The sequence below is a fragment of the Micromonospora sp. NBC_01796 genome, assembly GCF_035917455.1.
GTDB lineage: Bacteria > Actinomycetota > Actinomycetes > Mycobacteriales > Micromonosporaceae > Micromonospora_G.
The window spans coordinates 4330313-4357058 of sequence record NZ_CP109078.1 but is presented as its reverse complement, the minus strand read 5'-3'; the positions used below and the strand labels follow the sequence as shown (position 1 = coordinate 4357058).

Sequence of the window (26746 nt, the reverse complement as noted above, 5' to 3'; positions counted from 1 at the left end):
TCACTGCCCCGGCGCTGCTCCGGTCGTACGCGATGTATAACCGCCCCGGGCCCGCCGGCATTCCGCGAACGGCCCCCCCAACGAGAGTTGATCAAGCCCAAAAACCTCGCACACCCGACACCCGACGCAGGCGTCCACCCTCATGTAGAGAAAGAGGGGCTATCCACGACGGCATAACCACTCATTCACTGAAAGTGTTCGGTGCGAGGTTTCGGGGGGCGGGTCCCGGGTGCCGGGGGTGGGGTTCGGGGCGGAGTCCTGGAGTGGCTGGGACGTTTCGGGTCGTCAGGCGGAGGCGACCGGCGTACGGCCGGGATGCGCCGCATCGGGCGAGGGCGCGGCGATGGTGGCTTCGGGTTGACCGAGCAGCCGGGCCATCGCCCGGCGGGCGCGGGCGAACCCGCCCCGGTCCCGGTGCAGCCGGAGGGTGTGGTTGAGCGCGAGCATCTGACCGACCAGTTCGAACACCACCTGGTCCGGGTCGGTGCCGGCGGGCAGATCACCCGTCTCCACCGCCAGGCGTACGTGTAGACGCAGGTCGCGTTCCCACAGCCCGACGAGCCCGGCGACGGCGTCGCGTACGGGACCGTTGCGGTCGTCGTACTCGCTGGCGGCGGCGGTGAAGAAGCAGCCTCCCGGAAACACCTCGCGCTCCAGGTGGGAAATCCACGCCTCGCACATGGCACGCAGACGCGGCAGCCCCGGTGCGGCACCGATGGCGTGGTCGGCTGTCTCGCGGAAGAAGATTTCCGCGGCCGTGTCGACGACCGCCAGCTGGAGGGACTCCTTGGAGCCGAAGTGGCCCAGCAGCCCGGACTTGCTCAGCCCGAGGTCGGTCGCGAGCCGACCGATGGTGAGTCCTTCCAGGCCCTCGACCGAGGCGACCGCCACGCCACGGGCCAGGATTGCGGCGCGGGTTCGACCGGCTTCGGTGCTGGATCGACGCGGGCTCACGGCGCTCACTATAGCGATCAGCGACCCCTTTAGCGTACGACCGTTCGGACGCTATAGTCCCTGACACCACCGTCCGCCACGCCGTTGATGGGAGCCTGCGTGCTCTACCGGATCGCCAGACTGCTGCTGATTCCACTGGTCCGACTCTTCTTCCGGCCCGTCATCGAGGGCCGGTCGAACGTACCGGCCCAGGGACCGGTGATCCTCGCCAGCAACCATCTGTCGTTCTTCGACAGCATCATCATCCCGCTGATGGCACCCAGGCGCGTGGTGTTCCTGACCAAGGCGGAGTACTTCCACGGTCGAGGACTCAAGGGACGGGTAGTCCGCTGGTTCTTCCTCACGATCGGCTCCGTACCGGTGCAGCGCGGAGCCAACCGCGCCGCGCAGGCGTCACTCGACGCGGCGTTGGAGGTGCTCGGCGCCGGTGACGCCTTCGGGATCTACCCCGAAGGCACCCGTTCCGTCGACGGCCGGCTCTACCGTGGCCGGGTCGGTGTGGGGTGGCTGGCGCTGACCGCACGGGCACCCGTCGTACCGGTTGCCCTCAAGGGCACCGAACGGATCCAGCCGGTCGGCAAGAAGCTGCTGAGGCTCAGCCGGGTGACGATCCGGTTCGGCACCCCACTGCACTTCGGCCCCGACTACGGCGAGGCGACGTCGGCGTCCGACCGACGCCGGGCGACCGACGAGATCGTCCAGGCCATCGGCGCGCTCTCCGGCCAGGAGTACGCCCCCGGTTACAACGACCCGAGCCGGGTGTGATCCGGCCAGCGCTGGAACCCGTACGTTGCTAGCCTCCGGGCGTGACTGACCATCGGCTCCTCGACGTCGGCAACGTACACCTTGGCTACCGCGTCATCGGAGAACTCGGCTCCCCGCCGATGGTGTTGTTGCACGGCGGCGGCGGGGACGGGTCGACCTGGGACGAGGTGTCGAGCGACTTCGCCGACCGGTGGCGGGTCTACACGCTCGACCTGCGCGGCCACGGGCGCAGTGACCAACCCGGCCGGTACTCGGTCGAGCTGATGCGCGATGACCTGCTCGGATTCCTTCAGGGTCTGGGCCTCGACCGGGTGACGCTGGTCGGGCACTCGCTCGGCGGCGTGGTGGCGTACCTCTTCGCCGCCGCACATCCCGATCGGGTCGAGGCGTTGGTGCTGGAGGAGACGCCGCCGCCGATCCCACTGGGCCTGACCATGCCGCAACGCCCGGACCAGCCGGTGCCCTACGACTGGGCGGTGCGCCCGGCGGTCATCACCCAGCTCAACGCGCCCGACCCGAGTTGGGCGGCGGCCCTGTCGCGGATCGTCGCGCCGACCCTCGTCATCGCCGGTGGACCGACCAGCCACCTGCCGCAGGAGCAGATCGCGGTCATGGCCGAGCGGCTTCCGGCCGGTCGCCTGGTCACCATCCCGGCCGGACACCAGGTCCATGCCACCCGACCGGCGCAGTTCAGCGCCGAGGTCCGGGCCTTTCTGGGTACGCCCTGACCCCAAAACTTCCGGGTACGCGAAAAGCCGGGCCCCCGTGACGGGGACCCGGCTTCCGTTTTCGCTGTCCGTACCTGCTTACTTGCTTACTTGGTCCAGACGTCCTGCACGATGTGCGCGGCCTGGTTCTCCCACTGCGCGTACGCATCCGGGAACGCCGACACCTGAACCTTCTGCGCCGCGTCGGTCAGCGGCATGTCCTGCCAACCATCAACCTGCTTCAGGTTGCTCAGGAAGGCGGTCGAGGCGTAGGTCGGGTCCGTGATCTGCTCCGGAGAACCCCAACCCGAGGACGGGCGCTGCTGGAACAGACCCAGCGAGTCGTGGTCGTTCATGTCACCCAGGTGACCCAGGTTCTCCAGCTTCGACTCCTGCATCGAGGTAGCAACCGCGATCACGGCACCACGCTCACCCATACCCAACTTCTTCGCCGTCTCCGTGATGGCCTTGGCGTTGTCGGTCTGCTCCTTGTCGAGCTTGATGCTCGACTGCGCACCCTGAGTACCGTGCGGGACCAGCTTGTCCATGGCCGGCTTGTCAGCCGTCACCTGCGCGACCGTGGTCATCGCCGGAGCGGTGTGCTCGGCCGGGGACGCGAACACGTGACCCACAGGACCGGCCACAGCGCCACCAACAAACGCGAGGCTGGCAACACCCAGAGCGGTCTTACGAACAAACGAAGTCTCAGTAATACCGGTGAAAGTCGTCTTCACGATGGTTCACCTTCCAATCGGGGGTACCCGACGCGCGCCTACAGGGGGAGGCGCTGGCGCTCGGGGAAAGAAGTACGAGGCCACAGCACACACGAGGCGAGGCGATCATTGCCCCGGCGCTGCTCCGGTCGTACGCGATGTATAACCGCCCCGGGCCCCCCGGCATTCCGCGAACCCGCCCCCGACGCGAGTTGATCAAGCCCAAAAACCTCGCACACCCGACACGGGCCCCAACCGTTCGGATGGAGGCCGGGAGATTGACGCTCGCGTCGCGGAGATCCCTATTCGCGCCCCGTGCGTACGAACGCCTCGATGCCGTCGAGTACGCGTTGTAGGCCGAACTCGTAGGTGTACTCCGGGTCGTGGACGCCCTTGTAGTGTTCGCTGGCTGCGGTGCCCACGCGCATCGCGAGGGGATAGCGCTCGCTGACAAGGACCCGATCCAGCAGCGGGCCGATGGTCATCCACCACTCGTCATCGCTCTGCCCGGTCCGCTCCGACACCGTTTTCCACTCCAGTACGCCGGCGGTGGCGTCCCGGACGTAGCCGAGGAGTAGGGCGAGCGCGGAATCCATCTCGACGTCGGTCAGACCGATCCCCTCGACGGCTCGCAGTTCAGCCTCGTACTTCGCGAGCACGCCCGGTCCCTGCGGTGGCCGTCGCGGGAAGAGTCGCAACAGCCACGGGTGACGCTCGATCATCGCGCGGTTGGATCGGGCGATGTGCTCCAGGCGCGTACGCCAGTCACCGGGGCTCGCGGGGCCCTCGTTGTCGTAGCGGACCTCGGCGCAGACCCGGTCGACCATGATGTCGAGCAGTTCCTCCTTGCCGGGTACGTGCCGGTAGAGCGACATCGCCCCGACACCGAGCCGGTCCGCGACCGCTCGCATCGAGAAGCTGTCCAGGCCCTCGGCGTCGGCGACCTCGATCGCGGCCGAGGTGATCTGGTCGACGGTGAGCCCGGCCTTGCGGCCCAGGCCCGAGTGCTCCCGCAGGTTCCACAGCAACTCGAAGGTCCGTACCAGGTTCGACCGCTCCTGGGGGGCAGTAGCCATGGACAGCTCCCTTGTTTGCGTATACCGTACCCAAATAAGTTTGCGTACGACGTACCCAAACTCGTTGGGTTGCGGGGAGAGAGGAGCGTCGCATGGTCGCAGCAACATTCCGGGTGGGCCTGCGGGTCGCCGACGTCGAGCGAGCCGCACGGTTCTACCGCGGCTTCGGGTTCGACGAGGTGGGTACCGTGCCGGACCCGACCGGCCGTCCGGTGATGACGATCCTCCAGCGCGGAGAGGTGCACCTGATCGTCGACGCCCTGGTGGGCATGCCCTTCCCCGACACCGAACGGGAACGCCGGACCCAGGTCGGACCACGGGGGCTCGGCGTCGCCATCGGGCTCGCCGTCGACGACCTCGAGGCGAGCTACGACTACTGCCGGACCTCCGGCTGCACCATCACCACGGAACCGATGGACGAGGCGTGGGGTGATCGCGTCTTCGAGTGCATCGATCCGTACGGCTACGTCTGGGAGTTCTCCCAACCACTGGCCGACGGGATACCCGAGGACGGCTTCGCTGCCGTACGGGCGAACTGGTTCCCGGTCGCATGAGCCAGCCCCCCATCGCCTCCCAGTCAGACGAGGCGGTACGGATCAGCCCGGTCGCGTGGGTGGCCAAGCAGGCACGGGCGTACGAGGAGTCGGGTGGAACCCGGGCGACCACCATCCACGGATCGCCGTGCCTGCTCCTGGACTACCGGGGCCGCCGCAGTGGCGCCTGGCACCGCACGGTCCTGATCTACGGACGGGACGCGGAGTCGTACCTGGTCGTCGCCTCCAACAGCGGCAAGGACACCGATCCGCTCTGGGTTCGATGCCTGGAGGAGAACCCCGAGGTACGGCTCCGGGTAGGGACAGAGCGCTTCCCCGCGTACGCCGAGCGACTGTCAGCCGAAGAGAAGGCTCGTGTGTGGCCACACCTGACGGAGGTGTTCGCCCGCTGGGACACGTACCAACGAGGTACGCCGCGCGACATCCCGGTGGTTCGGCTGAGCCGCGCGAAGATCTGAAGAGGGGCCGTCCGGGTTGGGATGGCCCCTCTCAGGACATTGCGGGTTCGGACTGCCGAGTCTCCGCAGGAGCGGTCAGCGACCTTCCTGCGGAACCTCCTGCGACACGTACCCCGGCTGGTCGCGCTCGGCGGCCAGCCTGGCGGCCTGCGCAGCTTGGGCAGCCTCGGCGGCCCGGGTCTCCTGCCGCTCCTTGATCGCGCGGATGGTGAGCAGCACCGGGAAGACGAAGGCGAAGAAGAAGACCCGGTAGGTCCCGCCCTCGAACAGGAACTCCAGGTAGAAGCCGTAGCCGAAGAACCCGATACCGACCGCGACACTCAGCAGGCGGGACCCGATGCTCTGGCCGCCGAACGTCGCACCGATGGCGATGAGCAGGAGTCCACTGAGCATGAGCAGGAAGGTGTACGCGTCAAACATGATTCCCCCGAGGTGGTTTTTGATCAACTGCACCCTAGGGGCCGACGGAGACCTCGACAAGATCATTACGGGCTGAACACCGTCCCCCGTCGGAGGAGTTCCGCCGACGTCGCAGACGCCGATGGCCGGGTCCCCAAACTTCGGGGACCCGGCCATCGGCCTGTTGCTTACTTGGTCCAGACGTCCTGCACGATGTGCGCGGCCTGGTTCTCCCACTGCGCGTACGCATCCGGGAACGCCGACACCTGAACCTTCTGCGCCGCGTCGGTCAGCGGCATGTCCTGCCACCCGTCAACCTGCTTCAGGTTGCTCAGGAAGGCGGTCGAGGCGTAGGTCGGGTCGGTGATCTGCTCAGGCGTACCCCAACCCGAGCTGGGCCGCTGCTGGAACAGACCCAGCGAGTCGTGGTCGTTCATGTCACCCAGATGACCCAGGTTCTCCAACTTCGACTCCTGCATCGAGGTAGCAACCGCGATCACGGCACCACGCTCACCCATACCCAACTTCTTCGCCGTCTCCGTGATGGCCTTGGCGTTAGCAAGCTGGTCCTTGCTCAGGTCAATGCTCGACTGCGCACCCTGAGTACCGTGCGGGATCAGCTTGTCCATGGCCGGCTTGTCGGCCGTGACCTGCGCGACCGTGGTCATCGCCGGAGCGGCGTGCTCGGCCGGGGACGCGAACGCGTGACCCACAGGCCCCGCCACCGCGCCACCAACAAACGCCAGGCTGGCAACACCCAGAGCAGTCTTACGAACAAACGAAGTCTCAGTAATACCGGTGAAAGTCGTCTTCACGATGGTTCACCTTCCAATCGGGGGTTCCGAGCACGCGCACACAGGGGGAAAACGGCGCTGCACTCGGGAAGAAGTACGAGGCCACAGCACACACGAGGCGAGGCGATCACTGCCCCGGCGCTGCTCCGCTCGTACGCGATGTATAACCGCCCCGGGCCCCCCGGCATTCCGCCAACGGCCCCCCCAACGAGAGTTGATCAAGCCCAAAAACCTCGCACACCCGACACACGACGCAGGCGTCAACCCTCATGTAGAGAAAGAGGGGCTATCCACGACGAGATAGCCACTCATTCACTGAATGAGGCCGGTGTCCGGTTATGGGGTCGGTGGGGAGTCGGGGGTGCGTTGGCGTTGGGCGGTGGCTAGCAGGGCGCGGGCGGGTGCGCCGAGCCGGCGGTCGGTCGGGGCCGCGATCGACGTACGGAAGACCGGCGCGTGCTGCCGAATGGGGATCAGGCGCAGGTCGGAGTCGGTGCTGATCCGCGCCGCCGGCATGATCGCCACGGCCAGCCGGTACTGCACGAAGTCGAGGACGCTGCCCAGGTCACCCACCTCGTAGCGGACGGTCCGGCGTACCTCGGCGGCGGCGAACGCCCGGTCGGTGGCGATCCGGTTCCCCCAGTCGGGCGGGGTGTCGACGAACGTCTCGTCGGCCAGGTCGACGAGTTCGACGTCGGTGCGGTCGGCGAGCGGATGTTCGGGCGGGCAGACCAGCGGCATGGTCTCTGCCTCCAGCGGGACCAGGGTCAGCCCGGCGGCCGACCCGGCGGGCAGCGCCAGGTACGCCAGGTCGAGTCGACCGCTGCGCAGGTCGGCGGCGTGCGCGGCACTCGCACCGACCCGTAGCTCGACGTCGACACCGGGATGTTCGGCGCGGAACGCCGCGAGGAGGCGGGCCACGCTGACCGTCGAGGCGCGCTGGGCCTGCATCATCCCCAGCCGTACGGTCCCGCGCAGGCCGCCACGGAGCTGGTCGACCACCTCGCGGGCGCCCGCCGCGGCGGCGAGGGTACGCCGGGCCTCCGGCAGGAGGAGCCGGCCGGCGTCGGTCAACTGGACCCGGTGGGTGGTCCGTTCGAACAGCGGTACGCCGAGTTCCCGCTCCAGGTTGCGTACGGCGGCGGAGACGGCGGACTGGACCACCCGGAGCCGCTCGGCGGCCCTGGTGAAGCTGCCCTCCTCGGCCACGGCGGTGAAGGTGGCGAGGTGCCGGAGTTCCATCCCCCGTGTTTATCACGGATCAAGATGATGGATAGAAGTTTTCTTCGTGGCTGGTGATGACTTTCCGGATCACCATCGGAGCTGACCAGGAACGGCTTCAGACAGGTGCACCCGAGACATGTCCACAACCAGCTTGAACCTCTTCGCCCGACCGACCGTCCGTGCATCGGCGCGGGCGCACGGCCGAGGCTTCTGGGCGGTCGCGCTCGCCTTCCTGGCGGTGATGGCGCTCGGCACCCTGCCGTCCCCGCTGTACCCGCTCTACCAGCAACAGGACCACTTCTCGACGTTCACCGTCACCCTGATCTACGCGGCCTACGCCGCCGGGATCGTGGTCACCGTCTTCACCGCCGGACACATCTCCGACTGGCACGGCCGGCGCCGGATGCTGGCCCCCGCGGTCGCGGTCAGCGCACTCAGCGCCATTGTCTTCCTGATCTGGCCGGAACTGCCCGGCCTCTTCGTCGCCCGGGTGCTCAGCGGCCTCTCCGTCGGGGTGGTGACCGCCACCGCCACGGCATGGCTGGCAGAACTGCACCGGGCACACCGGCCGGACGCCTCGCCCCGGCGGGCGCAACTCGTCGCCTCCACCGCCAACCTCGGCGGCCTCGGCCTCGGACCACTGCTCGCCGGCCTGCTCGCCGAGTACGCCCCCCAGCCGCTGCGGCTGCCGTACGCGGTGCTGCTCGTCGTCCTGGCGGTGGCCCTGGTCGGCGTACTGCTGTCGCCGGACAGCCGGGAGCTGCCGAACCCCCGCCCGCGTTACCGGACGCAACGGATCTCGATTCCGGCCGCCGCCCGGAGCCGGTTCTACGCCGCCCTGGCCGGCGCGTTCATCGCCTTCAGCGGACTCGGGCTGCTCGCCGGACTCTCCGGCACGTTCCTCGCCGGCACCCTGCACCACCCGTCCCGGGCGCTCGCCGGTGCGGCGATCTTCCTCGTCTTCGGCGCCGGTGTGGTGGTCCAGTTGACCACCCCGAACTGGTCGATCCGGCGCAGCCTGGCGACCGGGATGGTCGGCCTGCTGATCGGCATCGGGCTGCTCGTACTCGCCGCCTGGCTACCGACACCCAGCCTGGGCGTCTTCCTCGCCGGTGGGGTGCTGACCGGTGCCGGGGCCGGGGCGATGTTCAGGGGCACCCTCGGCACCGTGGTCGCCATCGCCAGCCCGGAGAGCCGGGCGGAGGCGCTGGCCGGGCTCTTCCTCGCCGGCTACCTCGCGCTGTCCGTACCGGTGATCGGGATCGGGATCGCGTTGCAGCACGTCAGTGCCCGGGTGGCGCTGCTCGGCTTCGCCGTACTCGTTGCGGTCGGGGCTCTGGCGGTCGCCCGCCGGCTGCTGGCCGTCCCGACCCCGGCCACGACGGCCGCCCGGCCGATGGCCACCGCCGGGCGGTGACACCGGTCAGGGCTTCCCGGAGCGGCGCAGCACCAGCAGGTCGAGCCGGTCGACCACGGGCGCGTCGGTCGGACCGGCCGACCGGGCCGCCGCCCGCAGCCGGTCGAGACCGGCCTCGTACTCCGCGTCGGTGATCAGTTGCAACGGGGTGTGCGCCGCCCGGCGCAACTCGGCCGCCGCCACGGCCAGCGAGGCGGCGCTCACCTGCGGCACCTGTTCGAGCGCGACGAACCCGAAACCCGCCGCGCCGAAGGCCGAGCAGACCCCCGCCACGCTCGGATAGCTGTCCAGGATCCGGACCGCTTCGGGGAAGTACCGGAACAGGTTGATCTGCTCGTGCCGCCCGGCGAACGCCGAACGGATCAGCAGGGGCGCGCCGGGGCGGAGCACCCGGCGCAACTCGACCGCGGCGGCGGTCAGGTCCGGTACGTGGTGGATGACCGTCGACATCCAGCCCCCGTCGACGTACGCGGCGGGCAGGGGTACGGCGGCGGCGTCCCCGGCCAGCGGATCGGGGTGTACACAGCGGGCCCGCATCTCGGCCGACGGCTCCACCGCGATCACGTCCACCCCGTACCAGCCGGCGAAGGTACGGGCCCAGGTGCCGGTGCCTGCGCCCAGGTCCAGCAGCCGCATTCCGGGCCGGGGTCGCAGGTGCCGGGCGACGGCGGGCCGCCAGTGCGCGACCGCGTCGGGGCCCAGGTGCCGGTTCGCGGCGAACGCGTCGGCCTGCGGGGCGGCGTACTCCATCCGTGCCATCGGTTTCCCCTTCCGGGACCGGTCGTCTTCCCGGACTGGTTCGCCGGCTACGGGTAGTTGCTGACCTCGATCAGATTGCCGTCCGGATCACGCAGGTAGATGCTGTTCATCTCCCCCATCGCCCCGGTACGCGACACCGGTCCCAGTTCGACCGGCACCCCTTCACGGGCCAGGTGGGCGAGCACCTCGGTCAGCGGTGTACCGGTGACGAAGCAGAGGTCGGCGCTGCCCGGTGTGGCGTGCGCGGCACGCGGGGTGAACTCCGCCCCGAGCTGGTGCAGGTTGATTTTGCTGGTGCCGAAGGCCAGGGCACGCCGGCCGGCACCGAAGGTCACCGGACGCATGCCCAGGGCCCGCCGGTAGAAGTCGACCGTACGGTCGAGGTCGGCCACCGTCAGCACCAGATGGTCGAGTACGTCGATCTGGACCGCCGCGATCGGCCGCTCCCCGGCCCAGTCCCCGTTGTCGTCGAACAGGTGCTGGCAGGACTGCCAGGCGGCGGGCGACATCCGGGACCGGACCCGGCTGAACAGCCGCCACAGCGCACCGCCGTGCTCGGCCGCCAGGGCAGGGTTGTGGGCCAGTACGTCGAGTTCGTTCGCGACCGTGATCTCCACGAAGGCGCGCAGTTCCGCCTCGGTCGGCTGGTCCACCCGACCGGTGAACCGGTCCGTGAACGGCACCGGGCCGGGTTCACCGAGCCGGGGATAGACGGCGCGACGGTCACCGGATCCGTACCGGTAGACCAGGGCCTCGGCGTCCTGGCCGATCACCTCGGCCAGGGTGGCCCGGTCGGAGGGCGCCAGCAGGGCGTTGTCGAATCCGTCGGTGCCGTAGGTGGCGTGGCAGAGCCCGGCCAGTTGGACATCGGGCGGCGCACCCCAGGCGACGAGCCGGTCCGCGACCCGGCACAGGTGGTCGTAGAGGGTCCCGCCCGGATGGGTGATCTCCTCCGTGCCCCGCGTCCGCAGGAATTCCTCCGCCGAGAGTCGCGCGTCCCCGTCCACCTGCTCAGTTATAGACCGCGGTGGTCTCCGATGGTTGCCGTCGACGGTGGATGTGGCGCATCTGACCAACGGGCCGGACGCGCCACCCGGCCGTCACCAGGAACCGGTGGACCCGTCGGTGAGCTCACGCAGGATGTCGATGTGGCCGGCGTGCCGGGCGGTCTCGTCAATCATGTGGACGTAGATCCAGCGCAGCGACACCACCCCGAGCTGGTCGTGGGTGCCGGTGTCGTCGAGGGTGTACCCGGCGGCGGTCGCGCGGGACCGGGCACACTCCCGCGTGTAGTCCTCCAGGAGTTCCGCCATCGTGGTGTGCTCGACCGACCAGCCACCGTCGGCGTCGGCGGCCGGGGTGGGCTGCCCGGCCAGGTGGTGCTGGAACCAGTTCCGTTCCACCACCGACATGTGCCGGAGCACCCCGGCGAGCGTGGTCTCGGACGGCACGTGGCGGCGCTTGGCGTCGGCGTCCGGCACCTCATGCAGCTTGGTCACGATGACCCGGCGGTAGAAGTCGAGAAATTCTTCCAGCACCCGACGCTCGTCGGCGGTGACGACGAGTTCCGGGCCGAACGGCGGGGTGAGCGGCATCGTCTCCATGCCCCACGCTAACCGCGCCGACCCGTCCCCGACTGTCCCGTGTCGGCAGGGGCCCCTTCCTCTACAGAAGACGATAAAAGGGGCCCTTCCGTCGAGGTCGGGCAACGGCGGCCGGTCAGGCGACGGCGGTCAGGTAGGCGGCGGTCCTGGCCGGGTCCATCAGCCAGTCGGAGAAGTCGGCGGGGTCGGAGAAGCCGTTGGCGAACCGGCGGGCCACCGTCGGGTTGTTCGCCGCGGTACCGAGGATCTGCTGTACGTGCTCGGGCAGCGGCGCCAGCATCGCGTTGGTCCAGTCGGTCACCGACGCACCGGTCCGGTCCCAGAAGTCGGCGAAGGTCCGTTCCATCCAGGCCCGGTCGAACGGCTGGTCGCCGTGCCGGACGATCGCCTCCACGTACGCGGCGGCGCACTTCGCCGCAGTGTTGCTCCCCTGGCCGGTGATCGGGTCGTTGGAGATGACCACGTCGGCCATGCCCAGCACCAGCCCACCGGAGGGCAACTCGGCGACCGGGTGCCGGACGGTCGGGGTGTACCGGCCGGAGAGGGTGGCGCGGGCGTCGGTGAGTTCGACGTCGGCGCAGCGGTCGTACACCCAGGGGGTGTAGCGGCGGGCCAGCTCGACGGTGAGCTTGAGCTGCTCGGCCGGGTCGAGACGCTCCTGCCACAGGTCCAGGGGACCATCCGGGACCGCCTCCCAGAACAGGATGTCGCACGGTCCGGTGCGGGTCAGGGCCGGGATCACGAACAGTTCCCCCAACCCGGGTACGGCGTTGAAGCCGACGCTCGGCGCCGGGTACCGGGGGTCCGGGGCCAGCCCGTGCACGTACGACACCGCCAGGCCGCGCTGCGGGGCGGCGTACGGCGAACGGGCGGTGTCGCGGTCGAAGACGCCGACGAGTTCACCCTTGCCGGCGGCGACCACGGTCAGGTCGTACCGGCCGATCCGGGTGAGCCCGTCCAGGTCGGCGGTGGTGACCCCCTGGTAGTGGACGATCCCGCCGCGCTCCTCGAACAGCTCCAGCCAGGCCGCCATCTTCAGCCGCTGGTCGGTGCTCTGCCCCGGTTCGTCGAGCGGGGCGACGATGCTCAACGCCCGGGTGCCGGGAGGCGCGGAGAGCGAGACGTGCAACCCGGCGATCCGGGGTGCCCTGTCCTCCCAGAGGTTCAGCCCGTACGCGCGCTCGGTCTGCAGGGCCTGGTGGAACATCGCCTGGGTGCTCATCACCCAGCCCTCGCGGATCTCCTCCGGGGTACGCGCCGACATCACGGTCACCTGGTAGCCCTCGGCGAGCAGGCTGAGACCGAGCTGCAGGCCGGACTGTCCGGCGCCGACGATCAGGATTTTCCGCATCGTTTCTCCCGAGGGGTGGTAGGGCTCTATCGGTGGGCGGAAGCGGGGGCGAGGGCGGTGAGGCGGCCGGTCGGGGTGCCGCCGCCCGTACGCCGGATGGTGTGCTCCACGACGGCGAGCAGGGCACGGGCGACCGAGCCGGCGTCCCGGGCGTCGCAGGTGATCACCGGCACGTCCGGGCCGAGCGCCAACGCCCGGCGTACGTCGGCCAACTGGTGGGTGAGCCGGCCGTCGAAGAGGTTGACGCAGACCACGAACGGCAGGGTGCTGTCCTGTTCGAAGTAGTTGACCGCCGCGAACGACACGTCCAGCCTTCGGGTGTCGACCAGGACCATGGCACCCACCGCACCCCGGCACAGGTCGTCCCACATCGGCCAGAACCGCGCCTGGCCGGGCGTACCGAAGAGGTAGAGGACCAGGTCCTCGGCGACGGTCCGCCGGCCGAAGTCCATCGCCACGGTGGTCGTGGTCTTGTCGATGCCCGGGTCGAGCCGGTCCACCGACTCGCTCGCCGCGGTCATCCATGCCTCGGTGTTGACCGGCGGGATCTCCGAGATCGACCCGACGAGGGTGGTCTTGCCCACCCCGAATCCACCGGCGATGACGATCTTCGCGGAGGTCGGCACGGGGCGCTCAGGCGAGCTGTAGGAGGCCATCGCGGAGTCTTTCCAGAAGCCGGGAGTCGAACGGGGACGAGTAGGTCTCCGGGTGGACCTGCAACCGGTTGGTGGTGGCGAGGTCGTCGATGACCACGCGGGTCACCCCCAGCGGCATCCCGGAGTACGCCGAGAGTTCGGCGACCGACGTGGTCCGGCGGGCCCGGTCGTAGAGGGACCTGGTCTCCGGCGGCAGACCGGCGGCGAACCGTGGGTCGTAGTACGACACCGAGATGAGGGTGTGCACGAGCAGACGCTGCCGGGTCCGGGTACGGCCGCCGGTCAGCACGTAGGGTCGCACCTTCCAATGTGCGGTAGCCACGGTGGCGTTCGCTCCCTCGTGAGTGCGCGGTCGGGGTCGTGCGGTGGTACGGGGTGGTCAGCCGGCGCCCTGGCTCGCGGTACGCCGTTGCAGGTCGCTGCGCATCTGCGGGCTGAGCAGGTGACCGACCGCCCCCACGAACTTCGTCATCTGGTACGCCACCACCCGCAGGTCACAGCCGGCGGTGGCGGCGACCGCGAGCCCGGCCGAGTCGCCCACCCGCATGAACAGCAGGTGCCCGCCGGGCAGGCGGACCGTGAGGTACTCGGAGAGCCCCAGGTCGAGCAGGGCGGCACTGCGGTCGGCCATGCTGAGCAGCCCGGAGGTCAGGGCGGCCAACTGGTCGCCGAGGTCGCGGGGCACGGCCTCGGAGGCGACGAGTTGCAGCCCGTCCAGGCTGACCAGCAGGGCGTGCGTCACCCCGGACGTCTCGGCCGCGAACCGGCCGATCAGCCACGCGAAGTCCTGTGGGGAGTGGACTGCCGGCGGGCGGGAGAGGTCGTTACGCGGGCTGGTCATCACGGTGTCCTTCAGAACGGTTGCCGGGGTGCGGTTCTCGGCCGTCGCGGAATCCGGCGGCGAAGTCGATCGTCTCGTCCGGCCAGGCGAGCTGGTCGGACCCGACCGTCGGGCCGCCCGGTCCGAGGGGGCGGGGCGGCGGCATGTCCCCGCGCAGACTCGCCGGTTCCCGCCGGGGCAGGTTGTTGCGGGCCGGACCGGCCGCCGGCACACCGGCGCCGTTGCGCTGACCCGCCGGGCCACGACCGTTGCGCTGACCGGACGGGTCACTCCCGTTACGGGGACCGGACGGGTCACTCCCGTTACGCTGACCCGACGGGTCACTGCCGATACGGGGACCGGACGGGTCGCTGCCGTTGCGCGGAAGCTGACCGAGCGGCGGAGGCGGTGGCACCTGACCGAGCGGCGGAGGCGGTGGGAGCTGACCCGGGGACGGGGGCGGGAGTTGACCGGGAGACGGGAGCGGGCGGGGTGGGGGCTCCGGGGCGGACGGGATCTCGCAGAGCAGTCCGGCGGGGAGCAGCACAGTGGCGGTCGTACCGCCGCCGGGTCGGGCGGTCAGGCGTACGCCGATCCGGTGCGCGGCGGCGAGTCGTTGCACCACCAGCAGGCCCAGCCGGCTGGCGGTGGCCTCGGCCACGGTCACCGGTACGGAACTGGCCAGCATGTTGTTGACGTCCACGAGTTGCGCGGGGGCGAAGCCCAGTCCGGTGTCCTCGACCCGGAGCAGGACGCTGCCCACCTCGGTCAGGTGGGCCGAGACGGTCACCGGTGCGGCCGGTGGGGAGAACCGGGTCGCGTTGTCGAGCACCTCGGTCAGCACCCGGATCACGTCGTCCGCCGCGAAGTCGACCACGGCGAGATGGGCGATCACGCCGAGGCGTACCCGGGGGTAGTGCTCGATCGCCGAGGTCCCCGCCCGTACCACGTCCAGCAGCGAGGTGATCTGACGTCCGGCGTCGTCGACCGTACGACCGGCCAGGACCAGCAGGTTCTCCGCCTGCCGCCGGATCCGGGTGTTGGCGTGGTCGATCCGGTAGAACTGGGCCAGCCGGCCCGGATCCTGTTCGTCCGCCTCGACCGCCGCGAGCTGCCCACCGGTCTGGTAGGCGGCGGAGAGGATCCGCAGCGCGAACTGTTCACAGAGCGCCGGCCAGGCCCGCGCGGCGCCGGTGTCCGGACCGGGCGGGACGGGGACGGGCGGGGGCGTGGTGACGTCGTACGTCGCGGTCGGTCCGGGCGGGAACCTGTCGTCCACGGACGGGTCCAACCAGCGGGCAACCCGACGTCGTAGTCCACCCGGCCGGTTCATCGGCAAGCCTTTGAGCAGCACATATCCTGTTCTTCCGGATCAGTGACGAACTCACCACGGGCACACCATTTATTTATGGTTCGAGGGTTTTGCGTCATAGCTCGCTGTAGCTAATCAGCCCCGTTCGGGAACGGCAATAGGGGTTGGCGCTCCACACGCGGTGCATACCCCTAGGGACCGGGCATCGACGAACAGCCATACGACGCGCCGAGTTTGTCCGGTCTGCCGGTCTTCGGGGCGCGGAGCGGCGACACTACCGGGATGGGAGCTTTCCGCATCGACGGCGCTACGGCGCTGGTCACCGGTGGGTCGTCCGGGATCGGCGCGGCGGCGGCCCGGCAACTCGCCGGCGCCGGCGCCACGGTCTTCCTCGCCGGCCGGGACGCCACCCGGCTCACCGAACTCGCCGACCGGATCGGTGGTACGGCGATCATCGGGGACCTCACCGAGCCGGCCGGGGCGGCCGACCTGGCCGAGCGGGTGCTGACCGAGGCGGGACGCGTCGACGTGCTGGTCAACAACGCCGGTCAGGGGTGGGCCGGGCCGTTGACCGGGATGACCGAGCCGGAGATCGCGCGGATGGTCGCACTCAACCTGACCGCGCCGATCCTGCTCACCCGGGCCGTACTGCCCGGCATGCTGGCCCGGGGCCGGGGACACCTCGGTTTCGTCGGCTCGATCGCCGGCCGGCTCGGCGTACGCGAGGAGGCCGTCTACTCGGGGACCAAGGCCGGGCTGAGCGTCTTCGCCGACAGCCTGCGCCACGAGACGGCCGGACACGGGATCGTGGTCACCGAACTCGTGCCGGCCGTCGTGGACACCGCCTTCTTCGTACGCCGGGGTCGCCCCTACGACCGCCGGTCCCCCCGGCCGGTGCCGGCCGCACGGGCCTCGGCCGCCCTGCTCACCGCCATGTTCGCCGGGCGCCCCGAGGCGTACCTGCCCAACTGGCTACGCCTGCCGGTGGCGATCCGCTCCACCCTCCCCCACACCTACCGGACCCTCTCCCGACGGTGGGGCTGAACGGACTGCCCCGGGGGCTCAGCTCGTCGAGCGGAGCGCCCGGATGGACTGGGTCAGGGAGTTCATGGTGGCCAGGACGGCGGTGGGCTCGTACCCGCAGTGGGCCATGCAGTTGGCGCACCGGGAGTCCTTGCCCCGACCGTAACTCTCCCAGTCGGTGGTCTCGATCAACTCCTTGTACGTCTTGGTGTAGCCGTCGTTCATCAGGTAACACGGGCGCTGCCACCCGAACAGCGAGTACGACGGGATCGCCCAGGCGGTGCACGGGAAGTCGACCTTCCCCTCCAGGAAGTCCAGGAACAGCGGCGAGTGGTTCAGCCGCCACTTGCGCCGCCGCCCGTCCCCGAACGCCTTGCTGAACATCGACCGGGTCTCCTGCACCCCGAGGAAGTGCTCCTGGTCCGGCGCCTTGTCGTACGCGTACGCCGGGGAGAGCATCATCTGGTCGACGGCGAGATCGTCGTTGAGGTAGTCGAGCACCTCGATCACCGTCTGCGGGGTGTCGGTGGAGAAGAACGTGGTGTTGCTGGTGACCCGGAAGCCGCGTCGCTTGGCCTCCTTGATCGCCGCCACCGCCTCGTCGAAGACGCCCTCCTTGCAGACCGAGGCGTCGTGCCGCTCCTTCAGCCCGTCGATGTGCACGGCGAACGAGAAGTACCGCGACGGCCGGAACTTGTCCAACTTCTTCGTCAGCAGGGCCGCGTTGGTGCAGAGGATGACGTACTTGCGGCGCTTGACCAACTCGTTGACGATCACTTCGATCTGCGGGTGCATGAGGGGCTCGCCACCGGCGATCGAGACCATCGGCGCACCGGACTCCATCACCGCGCCGACCGCCTGCTCCACCGGCATCCGGCGTTTCAACACGTCGGCCGGATGCTGGATCTTCCCGCAACCGGCGCAGGCGAGGTTGCAGGCGAAGAGCGGCTCCAACTCCACCAACAGCGGGAAGTACTGCTTACGACGCAGCTTCTGCCCGACCAGGTAGCGGCCGACCCGGATGCTCTGACGCAACGGCATACTCATCGCGGACGTTTCTCCTTCGGCAGGGTGAAGTGCACATCTTCGGTACTGGTCGTGCGTTCCCGTACGGCCTGCGCGCCCAGCCCGACCAGCGCCGCCACGGTCTGGTCGACCAGGTGCGGCGGGGCTGACGCCCCGGCGGTGACACCGACGGTGCGGACACCGGCGAGCCAACGCAGGTCCACCGAGCCGACGTCGTCGACCAGGTGGGCGGGGGTACCGGCCCGGCTGGCCACCTCGACCAGCCGGAGCGAATTCGACGAGTTCGCCGAGCCGACCACCAGGACCAGGTCCGCCTCGTCGGCGATCGCCCGGAGCGCGACCTGGCGGTTGGTGGTGGCGTAGCAGATGTCGTCCGAGGAGGGCCCGGTCAGTGCCGGGAAGCGGCGGCGCAACACGTCCAGGACCCCGCTCACCTCGTCCACCGCCAGGGTGGTCTGCACGAGGTAGGAGACCTGGCCGGGGTCGGGGACCTCGACCCGTTCGGCCTCCAGGGGGCTCTGCACCAGGGTGATCGCGCCCGGGACCTCGCCGAGGGTCCCCTCGGTCTCCTCGTGTCCGGCGTGACCGATCAGCAGCACCGTACGGCCCTGTCCGGTGAACCGGCGGGCCTCGCTGTGCACCTTCGTCACCAGTGGACAGGTCGCGTCGATCACCGGCAGCCCACGGGCGGCGGCGGTCTCGCGTACCTCGGTCGAGACGCCGTGTGCGGAGAAGACCGTGACCGCGCCGTCCGGCACCTCGGTCAGCTCGTCCACGAAGACCGCACCCCGCCGGCTCAGGTCGTCGATGACGTGCGTGTTGTGCACGATCTGCTTGCGGACGTACACGGGGGCGCCGTGCCGGTCCAGGGCCTGCTCGACCACGGCGATGGCTCGTTCCACCCCGGCGCAGAACGACCGGGGCGCGGCCAGCACCACCTCCCGTACGGTGGTCGCCGCCGCCCACTCGGTCAGGACCGGCCCGACCAGGGTCAGGGTCCGCAGCGCGGTCGCGATCCGACCCAGGGTCGCCGCCCGGAACAGGGGCTCCGGCGCCACGTCGGCGATCACCCGTACGCAGGCGGTGGGCCTCCCCGGTGGGCCCGCCAGCAGCGCGGACGACTCGGTGTCCACGGCCAGTGCGCCGGTGGCCGCCAGCCGGGCCCGATCGGCGCCGTCGACCAGCCGGTCACTGCTCACCACCGGTCCCAGGTGCACGGTGAGCCCCTGCCGGCGCAGCGCGGCGGCGATCATCGGCGCGGACGGGCAGGGCAGCGCCTCGTCCCCGGTCCGGCTGTCCCGGCGTACCTCGGTGGCGACGACCACGTCACCAGGGCGCAGCGCCGGGTCGAGGCCACCGGCGATCCCGGCGACCGCGAGGGCCGAGGTTTCGCCGTAACCGGCGGCGGCGCGGGTGGCCCGGAGCAACCCCCGACCGGTACGCCGCAGCGGCACGCCCGACGGCAGGGCACGACGCAACGCGTGCGCCTCCATCCGCATCGGGGCGAAGAGCACCCAGTCGCCGGCCCGGTCGGTTCGTTCGCCGAGCCCGGTCACCCGCGCCCCCGTACCGGATCCGAGGCGGCGGTGACCGAGGCGTCCGCGCCGGTGGTCAGGGTGACCGCCCCGGTGGCCGGGGTGTCCGCGCCGGTGAGGCCGGCGAGGATGCGGCCGAGGGCGCTGATCGGGAAGACCAGCCGGTACAGGTGGTAGTTGATGTAGAAGTCACCGGGGAAGCCGGTCCCGGTGTACTGCGGCTCGTCCCAACCACCGTCGGGACGCTGGGTCGCCAGCAGCCAGTCGACACCCCGCCGGGCCGGTGCGCTGTCGCCGGCCCCGGTGGCGTGCAGGGCCAGCAGCGCCCAGGCGGTCTGCGACGCGGTCGAGTCGCCCCGACCCCGCCAGGACCGGTCCCGGTACGACCGCATGTCCTCACCCCAGCCGCCGTCCGGGTTCTGGGCCCGGTGCAGCCACCCGACCGCGCGTACGATCACCGGATCGTCGACCGGGAGGCCCGCCGCGACCAGTGCGGGCACCACCGCGCCGGTGCCGTAGACGTGGTTGGCGCCCCAGCGGCCGAACCAGGAGCCGTCGCGTTCCTGGGCCCGCAGCAGCCATCCCACCCCGCGCCGGACCGCCGCCGTGTCGGACGGTCCACGGGCGCAGAGCGCCTCCACCACGTGCGCGGTGACGTCGGCGGTCGGCGGGTCGATCACCTCACCGAAGTCGCAGAACGGCAGCTCGCGGGCGATCGTACGGGTGTTGTCGGCGTCGAACGCGCCCCAGCCACCGTCACGGCACTGCATCCCGCGCAGCCACTGCTCGCCCCGTTCCAGGGCCTCCGCCGTACGCGGGTCGCCGTCGCTTCGCCGCAGCGCCAACAGGACCTCGGCGGTGTCGTCGGTGTCCGGGTAACCGTCGTTGTCGAACTCGAACGCCCACCCGCTCGGCGGCAGGTCCGGCCGGCGTACCGCCCAGTCGCCGCCGACCCGGATCTCCTCGTCGAGCAGCCAGCGGTTGGCCCGGACCAGGGCCGGATGGTCGCCGGGCAGGCCGGCGTCGGCGAGCGCGGTCACCGCGAGCGCGGTGTCCCAGACCGGTGACTGGCACGCCTCCAGCCGGCGCAGTTCACCCTCCGGGGACGCCTCCCGCACGGTGAACCGGTCCAGCCCGGCCAGGCCCGTACGCAGGACCGGGTGGTCGAGCGGGTAACCGAGCAGGTGCAGCGCGATCAGGGAGTAGACCCACGGGGGCTGGATGCCGCCCCAGGACCCGTCCGCCTCCTGCCGGGCCACGATCCACTCTGCGGCCCGGCGCAGGGCGTTGCGGCGTACGGCACGGACCGGGCGGCGCTCGTACCCGCGCAGCGCCCCGTCGAGGCGCTGGAACCAGCCGGCACGCGTACGCAGCGAGGTGACCGGTGCCGTACGGACACCCGTACGCAGCTCGTCCAGGGCGAAGCCGAGCGGGCGGACCGGGCGCAGGGCCCGGACGATCGACAGGGGCACGATGGTCTGCCGGGCCCAGCAGGCGAAGTCGTAGACGTTCAGCGGCACCCAGGACGGCAGCAGCACCACCTCCGGCGGGACCGCCGGGACCTTGTCCCAGGACCACTCGCCGAACAGGGCCAGCCAGATCCGGGTGAAGACCCGGCTGCGTTCGATGCCCCCGTGGGCGAGGACGAACTCGCGGGCCAGGCGCAGGTGGTGGTCGTCGGCCCGGTCCCCGGCCAGCCGCAGCGCCGCGTACGCCTCGATGGTGGTGGAGAGGTCGCCGGGTCCACCGTGGAAGTTGGCCCAGCTTCCCTCGGGTTGCTGCTGGCTGCGGATCCACCGGGCGGTGGCCTCGGTCTCCTCCTCGGTACGGATGCCGAGGAACTGCCGCATCAGCAGGTCCTCGGCCTCCATGGTCACGTTGGTGGCGAGTTCCCCCTGCCACCACCCGCCCGGTTCCTGGCCGGCGAGCAGGTGCTCCCGGGCCCGGCCGAGCGCTTCGCCCAACCGCCGCGTACGGTCGCCGCCGGTCGGTAGGCCCGGCGGGGTGTCGCCGGGCGCGCCGACGCCGGGGGTTTCGGCCGCCGCGCCGATGCCGGGCACCACGGCCGAGTCGACCGCTTCGGCCACGGCCAGGTCGACGGCCTGCTCGACGCCGAGTTCGACGGCCCCGTCGACGCCGGACTCGGAGCGGGCGGTGGCCATCAGTGGTCCCTACCGGTCATGAACCGGGCGATCTCCACCAGTTCCCGGTGTACGTCGGCCACCGTGTTCGCGTCCGGTCCGCCGGCCGCGCCGAGTTCGGTCAGCCGGTCCAGTTCGGCCAGGGCCTCGGTGAGCAGTCGGTCCGCCTCCTTCTCGGTCCAGTCCCGGGCGCCGGTCTCCTCGATCAGGGTGGCGGCCAGGGTCAGGTCGGTGGCGGACAGCTCGCCCGGTGTGGCGTACAGCTCGCGGAGCTGGTCGCTGGCGGTACCGCCGGCGGTGAGGGCGCGTACCACCGGGACCGACTTCTTCCGCGCCACCAGGTCGGACAGGACCGGCTTGCCGGTCACCGCCGGTTCGCCCCAGATCCCGAGCAGGTCGTCGACGAGCTGGAAGGCGAGACCGAGCCGGTCACCGTAGAGGGCCAGGCCCAGGGTGAGGGCGGGTGGGCCGCCGCAGAGGACCGCGCCCAGGGTCGCGGAGCAGGAGAGCAGCGCGGCGGTCTTGTCCCGGGCCATGGTCAGGCACTCGTCCAGGGTGACCGTGTCCCGGTGTTCGAACGCCACGTCGGCGGCCTGGCCGGCGATCAGCCGGCGTACCGCCGCGTTCAGGTAGCGCAGCCCCCAGGTGCCGCCGTGTCCCGGCATCGCCGACAGCACGTCCCCGGCGAGGCTGAGCAGCGCGTCACCGGCCAGGATCGCCGGGCCGATGCCGAACGCGGCCCAGGCGGTCGGCCGGTGTCGCCGTTCCGCGTCGCCGTCGATCACGTCGTCGTGCAGCAGGGAGAAGTTGTGCACCAGCTCCACCGCCACCGCGCCGGGCAGCGCGTCCTCGGCGGTCTTGCCGGCGGCCCGCGCGGAGAGCAGCACCAGGGCCGGTCGCAGCCCCTTGCCACCTCCCCGGGTGGTCGGCTGCCCCTCGGCGTCCCAGTAGCCGAGCTGGTAGCCGGCGGTGAGCCGGGTGCGTTCGTCGATCCGGTCGAGCGCCGCCCGGATCTCGGGTTGCACGAGCGTGTCCACCTCGGCCAGGAAGCCAGGCAAGGTCATGGTCATCTCAGCGCCTCCGTCGTACTCGTCTTCGACCCGAGATGGGCGAGCACAACGTCGGCGGCCTGCCGGCCGCTGCGTACCGCGCCCTCCATCGTGTCCGGCCATCCGGTGTCGGTCCACGCCCCCGCCAGCACCATCCCGGGCAGCCGGGTACCCGCTGCCGGCCGGTCCCGGCGGGTGCCGGGTCCCTGCCGGAAGGTCGCCCGGGGCTCGCGGGTCACGAACACGTCCCGTACCGGGGTCCGCCGCGCCGCCGGGAAGAGGTCCGCCAACGCGGCGACCTGGCTGCGGCCCAGTTCCGCCGACGGCGTCCGCAGTACGGTCTCCGCCGCCGAGATGGAGGTGACCAGGTACTGGCCCCGGACACCGGGCGGGGTGCGGTCGAAGACCCACTGGACCGGGTTGTCCAACGCCGCGGCGAACTCCAGGTCGGTGACCCGCTCCCGGTAGCGCACGTGCACGTTGACGATCGGTGCGGCGCCCAGCCCGGCCCAGCGCTCCCGGTCCGGGGCCGCCCGGGGCGGCACCAGCCGGGCCGCCTGCGGGTGCGGGACGGCCAGCACCACCGCGTCGGCGGTGAGGCGTACCCCGTCGGCGGTGACCCGGAACCCGCCCCGGTCGGGGGCGATCTCGCGGACCTTGACCCCGGTCCGGACGGTGCCGCCGACCCGGCGCAGCAGCGCACGGGCCGGTTCACCGTGCAGTTCGGACAGCGGCACCGTCGGGCGGCCGATGTCACCGGCGTCGGCCCGGTCGAGCAGCCCGGTCCGGAACACCCGCGCGGCGAGCGCGAGCGACGCCAGGTGCGGCGGCGCGTTCAGCGCCGCGACGCAGATCAGCTCCCACAACCGGCGTACGGTCGGCGCGTCCTGGCCGTGCCGGGTCAGCCAGTCGCCGAAGCTGACGTTGTCGTTGGCCGGGTCGTCCGGGTCGACGGTACGCAGCGCGGCGGCGCCCCGGATCGCGGCGATCCGCTGCCCCATCCGCAACGGCCGGTAGTTGATCAGGGCCGGCAGCAGGTGCGCCGGTGCCGGCAGTCGCCGGGTACGGGTGAGCAGGTGCGGCGGTACGCCGACCCGCAGGATCGGCACCGCGAACACGTCCTGCACGTGCGCGTCGCCGGCCGTACCGAGGCGGTCGAGCAGGTGCCGGTATTCGTGGTAGCAGCGGAGGAAGACGTGCTGGCCGGTGTCCACCACGAGGTCGCCCCGGCGGAACGAGTAGGTGGCCCCGCCCAGCTCCGGCCGGGCCTCGAGCAGGGTGACCCGCGCCCCGGCGTCGATCAGGCGCAGTGCGGCGGCGATGCCGGCCAGGCCGCCACCGACGACGCAGACCTGTTCGCCGTTCACGCGCTGCTCCGGGTCATCGCCCGCGCCGCCACGTACGCCTTCTGCCAGCCGGGCAGGGAGACCCTGCGCCGGGTGACCGCCAGCGGGTCGGCGACGATCCGGGCCAGCAGCCGGTGGTAGATGCCGGCCATCGCCGCGACGCAGGCGGCGCTGCGCCGGTCGAGCAGCGGCAGCAGCCGCAGCCCGGTCCGGTAGAAGCGTTCGGCCCGCTGCGCCTGCCAGCGGACGAGTTCGGCGAGCCGGTCCGGCGGGTCGGCGAGACCTCCGTCGATGCCGGGAGTCAGCGTGCACCCGAACCGGTCCAGGTCCTCGCGCGGCAGGTAGACCCGGCCGTTGCCGCGGTCCTCGACGATGTCCCGGAGGATGTTGGTGAGTTGCAGGGCGATGCCGAGGGTGTCGGCCAGCTCGCTGGCGACGGTACGGGGCACGTTCGGGCGGACGTCGAAGACACCGAGCGAGAGCCGGCCGACCGAGCCGGCCACCTGACGGCAGTAGCCGACCAGGTCGTCGAACGTGTCGTACACCGTGCCCTGGACGTCGGCCAGGCAGCCGTCGACGATCTCGTCCAGCGCCGGCAGCGGGATCGGCAGCCGGTCACCGGAGTCGGCGAGCGCGAGCAGGACCGGGTCGCCGCCGGCCTCGGGCAACTGGTGCAGCGCCGCCCGTACCTGGTCGAGTCGGGCGACCTTGGCCGCCGGTGGCAGGTCGCCGTCGCCGATGTCGTCGATCCGGCGGGCCACCGCGTAGACCGCGCAGAGCGCGCCGCGCCGCTCGGGCCGGAGCAGGCGGATGCCGTACGAGAAGTTCCGGGCCTCGGTCCGGGTGATCCGTTCGCACTCCCGGTAGGCCAGGTCCAGCGGAGAGCCGGCGATCCGGCCGGGGGCGGTCATCCGGGCCTCGCGATCAGGGTCTTGAGCCACTGCCCGGCGGTGCCGGCCCGGGTCGGCCGGGGTACCCGGCTCAGCGGGTCGTGGTCGGAGCGGGCCAGTGCGGCCAGTGCCGCCCGTCCGCCGGCGAGGTAGCCGGCGACCGCCAACCGGGCCCAGCCGTGCAACTCGCCGACCAGCGGCGCGCCGTCGTCCAGGGCGGCGGTGGCGCGTGCCGCCTGCAACCGGATCACCGCCCGGAGCCCGTCACCGGCGTACGGCGCGGCCAGGTCGTCCGGCGCCACGCCGTACCGGTCCAGGTCGGTCCGGGGCAGGTAGATCCGGTCCCGGCGGTAGTCCTCCGCGACGTCCTGGAGGTGTTCGACCACCTGGAGGGCGGTGCAGATGCGGTCGGACAGGGCGATCCGCCGGGGCGACTGGGCCCCGAAGAGGTGCAGCACCAGCTCGCCGACCGGGTCGGCCGACAGGTGGCAGTAGTCGACCAGTTCGTCGTACGTGTCGTAGCGGTGCACCACCTGGTCGCGCTGGTTGGCGGCGATGAGTCGGCGCAGTGGTTCGATCGGCAGCCCCCGATCGGCCACCGTCGGGGCGAGTGCGACCAGCACCGGGTGGGTGGGCGGGTGGCCGGCGTACATGGCCAGGAGTTCGTCCTCGAACCGGTGCAGTGCCGCCGACCGGGCGGCCGGTATGTCGTACCACCCGTCCGGTGTGTCGTACGGCCCGGTGCGCAGGGATCCGGGTGCCGGGTCGCGGGCGGGCGGGCTGTTCGGGTCCTGGGGCGGGACGCTGATCGGGTCGCGGGCGGGTGGGCTGCCCGGATCGCGGGCGGGCGGACTGTTCGGGTCCTGCGGCGGCGGGCTGCCGGGGTCGCGGGGTGGCTCGCTGATCGGGTCGCGGGCGGGTTCCCGGCCCTGTGCCGGTACGGGCTCGTCACCGAGGTCGTCCACGTAGCGGGCGTACCCGTACAGGGCCAGCAGGTGCCGGCGGATGGCGCCGGGCAGGATCCGCAGGGCAACCGGGAAGTTCTCACCGGACAGCGCGGTGTCCGGGAGCCGTCGCAGCGCGGACGGATCCCCGGGCGGCCGGGCGGCTGGATCCCCGGGCGGCTGGCTGGAGACGTTGCCGGTCAATTCGAGCACATGCAGCCTCTCGCGCAGAGTCCACCTGTCGACGCGAGCCGGCCGGGACCGCCGCACCAGATGTCAGTAACCCATCACTCGCGCTAAGTAGTCGTGACTGAGCGTACCCAACTTCACCCGCTTGGACGGTGAGGCCGGCGAAGTCTGTTTCAGGTTCCGATCGCGCCGGGCTACTTGGACCGGGTGGTGCTGGCCAGCGAAATCCCGACGATCATGAGGATCACGGCGATGATTTCGATGAACAGTCGGGGGCCGTCGGTGGAGAGCGTCTCGTGGAACGCGGTTACTCCGATGACAACTCCACCGAACGGGTCGAGCAACGTGATAGCGGTCAGTGGCGCCGCGATCGGCCCGCTCTGGTACGCGTTCTGGTTCAGGATCAGCGCTCCCGCGCCGACCACGATCAGCGCGTACAGGTGCCAGTTGGCCAGCAGAAGCCACGGTTTACTGGTCAGGTCCTCGCTGATCGTCTTGAGCAGCGCCGCGGCGACCGCGTACATCAGCCCGGTGGCGATGCCGAGAAGGGTGCCCCGGTGCGCTTCCCGGGCGCGCCACGCGCCGAGCAGGCAGATCGCGATCAGCCCACCGGCCCCCACCCCCACGCCCAGCCAGGCCATGGTCGACGGCTGCTCGACCCCGGCACGCGGGTTCGCGGTGACCAGGAAGGTGGCCAGGCCGACGATCGCCACTCCCGCGAGGATCAGGTCCTTGCGGTGCGGCTTGCGTTTCTCCAGCGCCGCCTCCAGCGGGATCGCCATGAACAGGCCGGTCATCAGCAGCGGCTCGACCAGCGCCAGCGGGCCGAAGCGCAGGGCGACCGCCTGCACGCCGGTGCCGATGGCGTCCGGGATGCCGCCGAAGAGCCAGAGTGGCCGGTGCAGCAGCCGGATCAGCAGCCGGGGGTCGCCGGCCCTGGTCGGCTTCTCCTGCTTGGCCGCGTGCTGTTCGAGCGCCGAGCTGAAGGCGAAGAACAGCGCCGATATGAGGCCGAGCACGATCGCGAGAAGGGACACGGG

28 protein-coding genes and 1 pseudogene are annotated in these 26746 nt (G+C 71.1%); 6 read left to right on the top strand and 23 right to left on the bottom strand.

The window, feature by feature from the left end:
- Window positions 1-285 precede the first annotated feature (285 nt).
- Window positions 286-954, bottom strand: a complete 669-nt coding sequence (locus tag OIE47_RS20085; RefSeq protein ID WP_326556090.1) for a TetR/AcrR family transcriptional regulator — start codon at window positions 952-954, stop codon at window positions 286-288.
- 99 nt (window positions 955-1053) lie between these two features.
- Here OIE47_RS20085 and OIE47_RS20080 point away from each other — a divergent pair, with 99 nt between their 5' ends.
- Window positions 1054-1719, top strand: coding sequence for a lysophospholipid acyltransferase family protein (locus tag OIE47_RS20080; RefSeq protein ID WP_326556089.1), 666 nt, complete (start codon window positions 1054-1056; stop codon window positions 1717-1719).
- Window positions 1720-1760: 41 nt separating this feature from the next.
- Window positions 1761-2447, top strand: a complete 687-nt coding sequence (locus OIE47_RS20075) for an alpha/beta fold hydrolase (protein WP_326556088.1) — start codon at window positions 1761-1763, stop codon at window positions 2445-2447.
- 86 nt (window positions 2448-2533) lie between these two features.
- Here OIE47_RS20075 and OIE47_RS20070 read toward each other — a convergent pair whose 3' ends face one another.
- Window positions 2534-3139 (bottom strand): hypothetical protein, encoded by a 606-nt coding sequence (locus OIE47_RS20070; RefSeq protein ID WP_442792174.1) that lies wholly within the window; start codon window positions 3137-3139, stop codon window positions 2534-2536.
- 302 nt (window positions 3140-3441) lie between these two features.
- The gene (locus OIE47_RS20065; protein ID WP_326556086.1) at window positions 3442-4215 is read right to left on the bottom strand and encodes a TetR/AcrR family transcriptional regulator; all 774 of its coding nucleotides are present in this window, start codon (window positions 4213-4215) and stop codon (window positions 3442-3444) included.
- Window positions 4216-4307: 92 nt separating this feature from the next.
- Here OIE47_RS20065 and OIE47_RS20060 point away from each other — a divergent pair, with 92 nt between their 5' ends.
- Both OIE47_RS20060 and OIE47_RS20055 read left to right on the top strand, forming a co-directional pair.
- On the top strand, window positions 4308-4769 hold the full coding sequence (locus OIE47_RS20060) for a VOC family protein (protein ID WP_326556085.1): 462 nt from the start codon (window positions 4308-4310) through the stop codon (window positions 4767-4769).
- Entirely contained in the window at window positions 4766-5227 is a 462-nt protein-coding gene (locus OIE47_RS20055) for a nitroreductase/quinone reductase family protein (protein ID WP_326556084.1), read from the top strand. Before OIE47_RS20060 ends, OIE47_RS20055 begins: the two co-directional genes overlap by 4 nt.
- Window positions 5228-5302: 75 nt before the next feature.
- On the opposite strand, the gene OIE47_RS20050 is transcribed toward OIE47_RS20055, so the two are convergent.
- The 3 genes from OIE47_RS20050 to OIE47_RS20040 all read right to left on the bottom strand — a co-directional run bounded on the left by OIE47_RS20050 (window position 5303) and on the right by OIE47_RS20040 (window position 7662).
- Window positions 5303-5647 (bottom strand): hypothetical protein, encoded by a 345-nt coding sequence (locus tag OIE47_RS20050; protein WP_326556083.1) that lies wholly within the window; start codon window positions 5645-5647, stop codon window positions 5303-5305.
- A gap of 167 nt (window positions 5648-5814) precedes the next feature.
- A complete protein-coding gene (locus OIE47_RS20045; protein ID WP_442792173.1) occupies window positions 5815-6420 on the bottom strand; it encodes a hypothetical protein in 606 nt (201 codons plus the stop codon).
- 336 nt (window positions 6421-6756) lie between these two features.
- A complete protein-coding gene (locus tag OIE47_RS20040) occupies window positions 6757-7662 on the bottom strand; it encodes a LysR family transcriptional regulator (protein ID WP_326556081.1) in 906 nt (301 codons plus the stop codon).
- Window positions 7663-7780: 118 nt separating this feature from the next.
- Between OIE47_RS20040 and OIE47_RS20035 the strand changes: the two genes are divergently transcribed.
- Window positions 7781-9061: an MFS transporter gene (locus tag OIE47_RS20035; protein WP_326556080.1), complete on the top strand. Its 1281-nt coding sequence runs from the start codon at window positions 7781-7783 to the stop codon at window positions 9059-9061.
- Window positions 9062-9067: 6 nt separating this feature from the next.
- On the opposite strand, the gene OIE47_RS20030 is transcribed toward OIE47_RS20035, so the two are convergent.
- From OIE47_RS20030 to OIE47_RS19995, 8 genes are all read right to left on the bottom strand, one after another.
- Window positions 9068-9820, bottom strand: coding sequence for a class I SAM-dependent methyltransferase (locus tag OIE47_RS20030; protein ID WP_326556079.1), 753 nt, complete (start codon window positions 9818-9820; stop codon window positions 9068-9070).
- Window positions 9821-9867: 47 nt separating this feature from the next.
- Window positions 9868-10827 (bottom strand): VOC family protein, encoded by a 960-nt coding sequence (locus tag OIE47_RS20025; protein WP_326556078.1) that lies wholly within the window; start codon window positions 10825-10827, stop codon window positions 9868-9870.
- A 93-nt stretch (window positions 10828-10920) separates the two neighbouring features.
- Complete coding sequence (locus OIE47_RS20020; protein ID WP_326556077.1) at window positions 10921-11424, bottom strand: DinB family protein; 504 nt, start codon at window positions 11422-11424, stop codon at window positions 10921-10923.
- 115 nt (window positions 11425-11539) lie between these two features.
- A complete protein-coding gene (locus OIE47_RS20015; protein ID WP_326556076.1) occupies window positions 11540-12775 on the bottom strand; it encodes a styrene monooxygenase/indole monooxygenase family protein in 1236 nt (411 codons plus the stop codon).
- 26 nt (window positions 12776-12801) lie between these two features.
- Window positions 12802-13431 (bottom strand): GTP-binding protein, encoded by a 630-nt coding sequence (locus OIE47_RS20010; RefSeq protein ID WP_326556075.1) that lies wholly within the window; start codon window positions 13429-13431, stop codon window positions 12802-12804.
- Window positions 13409-13753 (bottom strand): DUF742 domain-containing protein, encoded by a 345-nt coding sequence (locus OIE47_RS20005; protein WP_326556074.1) that lies wholly within the window; start codon window positions 13751-13753, stop codon window positions 13409-13411. Before OIE47_RS20005 ends, OIE47_RS20010 begins: the two co-directional genes overlap by 23 nt.
- Before the next feature lie 57 nt (window positions 13754-13810).
- Complete coding sequence (locus OIE47_RS20000) at window positions 13811-14272, bottom strand: roadblock/LC7 domain-containing protein (protein WP_326556073.1); 462 nt, start codon at window positions 14270-14272, stop codon at window positions 13811-13813.
- Window positions 14256-15530, bottom strand: a complete 1275-nt coding sequence (locus tag OIE47_RS19995) for a sensor histidine kinase (protein ID WP_326556072.1) — start codon at window positions 15528-15530, stop codon at window positions 14256-14258. Before OIE47_RS19995 ends, OIE47_RS20000 begins: the two co-directional genes overlap by 17 nt.
- Window positions 15531-15845: 315 nt before the next feature.
- Between OIE47_RS19995 and OIE47_RS19990 the strand changes: the two genes are divergently transcribed.
- Window positions 15846-16607: an SDR family NAD(P)-dependent oxidoreductase gene (locus OIE47_RS19990; RefSeq protein WP_326556071.1), complete on the top strand. Its 762-nt coding sequence runs from the start codon at window positions 15846-15848 to the stop codon at window positions 16605-16607.
- An 18-nt stretch (window positions 16608-16625) separates the two neighbouring features.
- On the opposite strand, the gene hpnH is transcribed toward OIE47_RS19990, so the two are convergent.
- From hpnH to OIE47_RS19945, 9 genes and pseudogenes are all read right to left on the bottom strand, one after another.
- Window positions 16626-17633, bottom strand: coding sequence for an adenosyl-hopene transferase HpnH (gene hpnH, locus OIE47_RS19985; protein WP_326556070.1), 1008 nt, complete (start codon window positions 17631-17633; stop codon window positions 16626-16628).
- Entirely contained in the window at window positions 17630-18586 is a 957-nt protein-coding gene (gene ispH, locus OIE47_RS19980) for a 4-hydroxy-3-methylbut-2-enyl diphosphate reductase (RefSeq protein WP_326563167.1), read from the bottom strand. The genes hpnH and ispH overlap by 4 nt, the downstream gene beginning before the upstream one ends.
- A gap of 87 nt (window positions 18587-18673) precedes the next feature.
- Window positions 18674-19105, bottom strand: a pseudogene (locus OIE47_RS19975) (5'-methylthioadenosine/S-adenosylhomocysteine nucleosidase family protein); the annotation flags it as partial.
- A 59-nt stretch (window positions 19106-19164) separates the two neighbouring features.
- Window positions 19165-21309, bottom strand: coding sequence for a squalene--hopene cyclase (gene shc / locus OIE47_RS19970; RefSeq protein WP_326556069.1), 2145 nt, complete (start codon window positions 21307-21309; stop codon window positions 19165-19167).
- Window positions 21309-22358 carry a polyprenyl synthetase family protein gene (locus tag OIE47_RS19965; RefSeq protein ID WP_326556068.1) on the bottom strand — a complete coding sequence of 350 codons (1050 nt, stop codon included), beginning with the start codon at window positions 22356-22358 and terminating at the stop codon, window positions 21309-21311. Before OIE47_RS19965 ends, shc begins: the two co-directional genes overlap by 1 nt.
- The gene (gene hpnE, locus OIE47_RS19960; protein WP_326556067.1) at window positions 22355-23704 is read right to left on the bottom strand and encodes a hydroxysqualene dehydroxylase HpnE; all 1350 of its coding nucleotides are present in this window, start codon (window positions 23702-23704) and stop codon (window positions 22355-22357) included. The genes OIE47_RS19965 and hpnE overlap by 4 nt, the downstream gene beginning before the upstream one ends.
- Window positions 23701-24594: a squalene/phytoene synthase family protein gene (locus OIE47_RS19955; protein ID WP_326556066.1), complete on the bottom strand. Its 894-nt coding sequence runs from the start codon at window positions 24592-24594 to the stop codon at window positions 23701-23703. Before OIE47_RS19955 ends, hpnE begins: the two co-directional genes overlap by 4 nt.
- The gene (locus OIE47_RS19950) at window positions 24591-25730 is read right to left on the bottom strand and encodes a squalene/phytoene synthase family protein (RefSeq protein ID WP_326556065.1); all 1140 of its coding nucleotides are present in this window, start codon (window positions 25728-25730) and stop codon (window positions 24591-24593) included. Before OIE47_RS19950 ends, OIE47_RS19955 begins: the two co-directional genes overlap by 4 nt.
- A 170-nt stretch (window positions 25731-25900) precedes the next feature.
- The gene (locus OIE47_RS19945; RefSeq protein WP_326556064.1) at window positions 25901-26743 is read right to left on the bottom strand and encodes a DMT family transporter; all 843 of its coding nucleotides are present in this window, start codon (window positions 26741-26743) and stop codon (window positions 25901-25903) included.
- Window positions 26744-26746 lie beyond the last annotated feature (3 nt).

Coding starts and splice junctions, on each gene's coding strand:
- OIE47_RS20065 (WP_326556086.1), bottom strand. CDS start 4,215: ATGGCTACTGCCCCCCAGGAGCGGTCGAACCTGGTACGGACCTTCGAG.
- OIE47_RS20060 (WP_326556085.1), top strand. CDS start 4,308: ATGGTCGCAGCAACATTCCGGGTGGGCCTGCGGGTCGCCGACGTCGAG.
- hpnH (WP_326556070.1), bottom strand. CDS start 17,633: ATGAGTATGCCGTTGCGTCAGAGCATCCGGGTCGGCCGCTACCTGGTC.
- OIE47_RS20040 (WP_326556081.1), bottom strand. CDS start 7,662: ATGGAACTCCGGCACCTCGCCACCTTCACCGCCGTGGCCGAGGAGGGC.
- OIE47_RS20030 (WP_326556079.1), bottom strand. CDS start 9,820: ATGGCACGGATGGAGTACGCCGCCCCGCAGGCCGACGCGTTCGCCGCG.
- OIE47_RS19955 (WP_326556066.1), bottom strand. CDS start 24,594: ATGACCGCCCCCGGCCGGATCGCCGGCTCTCCGCTGGACCTGGCCTAC.
- OIE47_RS20015 (WP_326556076.1), bottom strand. CDS start 12,775: ATGCGGAAAATCCTGATCGTCGGCGCCGGACAGTCCGGCCTGCAGCTC.
- OIE47_RS20010 (WP_326556075.1), bottom strand. CDS start 13,431: ATGGCCTCCTACAGCTCGCCTGAGCGCCCCGTGCCGACCTCCGCGAAG.
- shc (WP_326556069.1), bottom strand. CDS start 21,309: ATGGCCACCGCCCGCTCCGAGTCCGGCGTCGACGGGGCCGTCGAACTC.
- OIE47_RS20000 (WP_326556073.1), bottom strand. CDS start 14,272: ATGACCAGCCCGCGTAACGACCTCTCCCGCCCGCCGGCAGTCCACTCC.
- OIE47_RS20035 (WP_326556080.1), top strand. CDS start 7,781: ATGTCCACAACCAGCTTGAACCTCTTCGCCCGACCGACCGTCCGTGCA.
- OIE47_RS20055 (WP_326556084.1), top strand. CDS start 4,766: ATGAGCCAGCCCCCCATCGCCTCCCAGTCAGACGAGGCGGTACGGATC.
- OIE47_RS20020 (WP_326556077.1), bottom strand. CDS start 11,424: ATGGAGACGATGCCGCTCACCCCGCCGTTCGGCCCGGAACTCGTCGTC.
- OIE47_RS19965 (WP_326556068.1), bottom strand. CDS start 22,358: ATGACCATGACCTTGCCTGGCTTCCTGGCCGAGGTGGACACGCTCGTG.
- OIE47_RS20050 (WP_326556083.1), bottom strand. CDS start 5,647: ATGTTTGACGCGTACACCTTCCTGCTCATGCTCAGTGGACTCCTGCTC.
- OIE47_RS19990 (WP_326556071.1), top strand. CDS start 15,846: ATGGGAGCTTTCCGCATCGACGGCGCTACGGCGCTGGTCACCGGTGGG.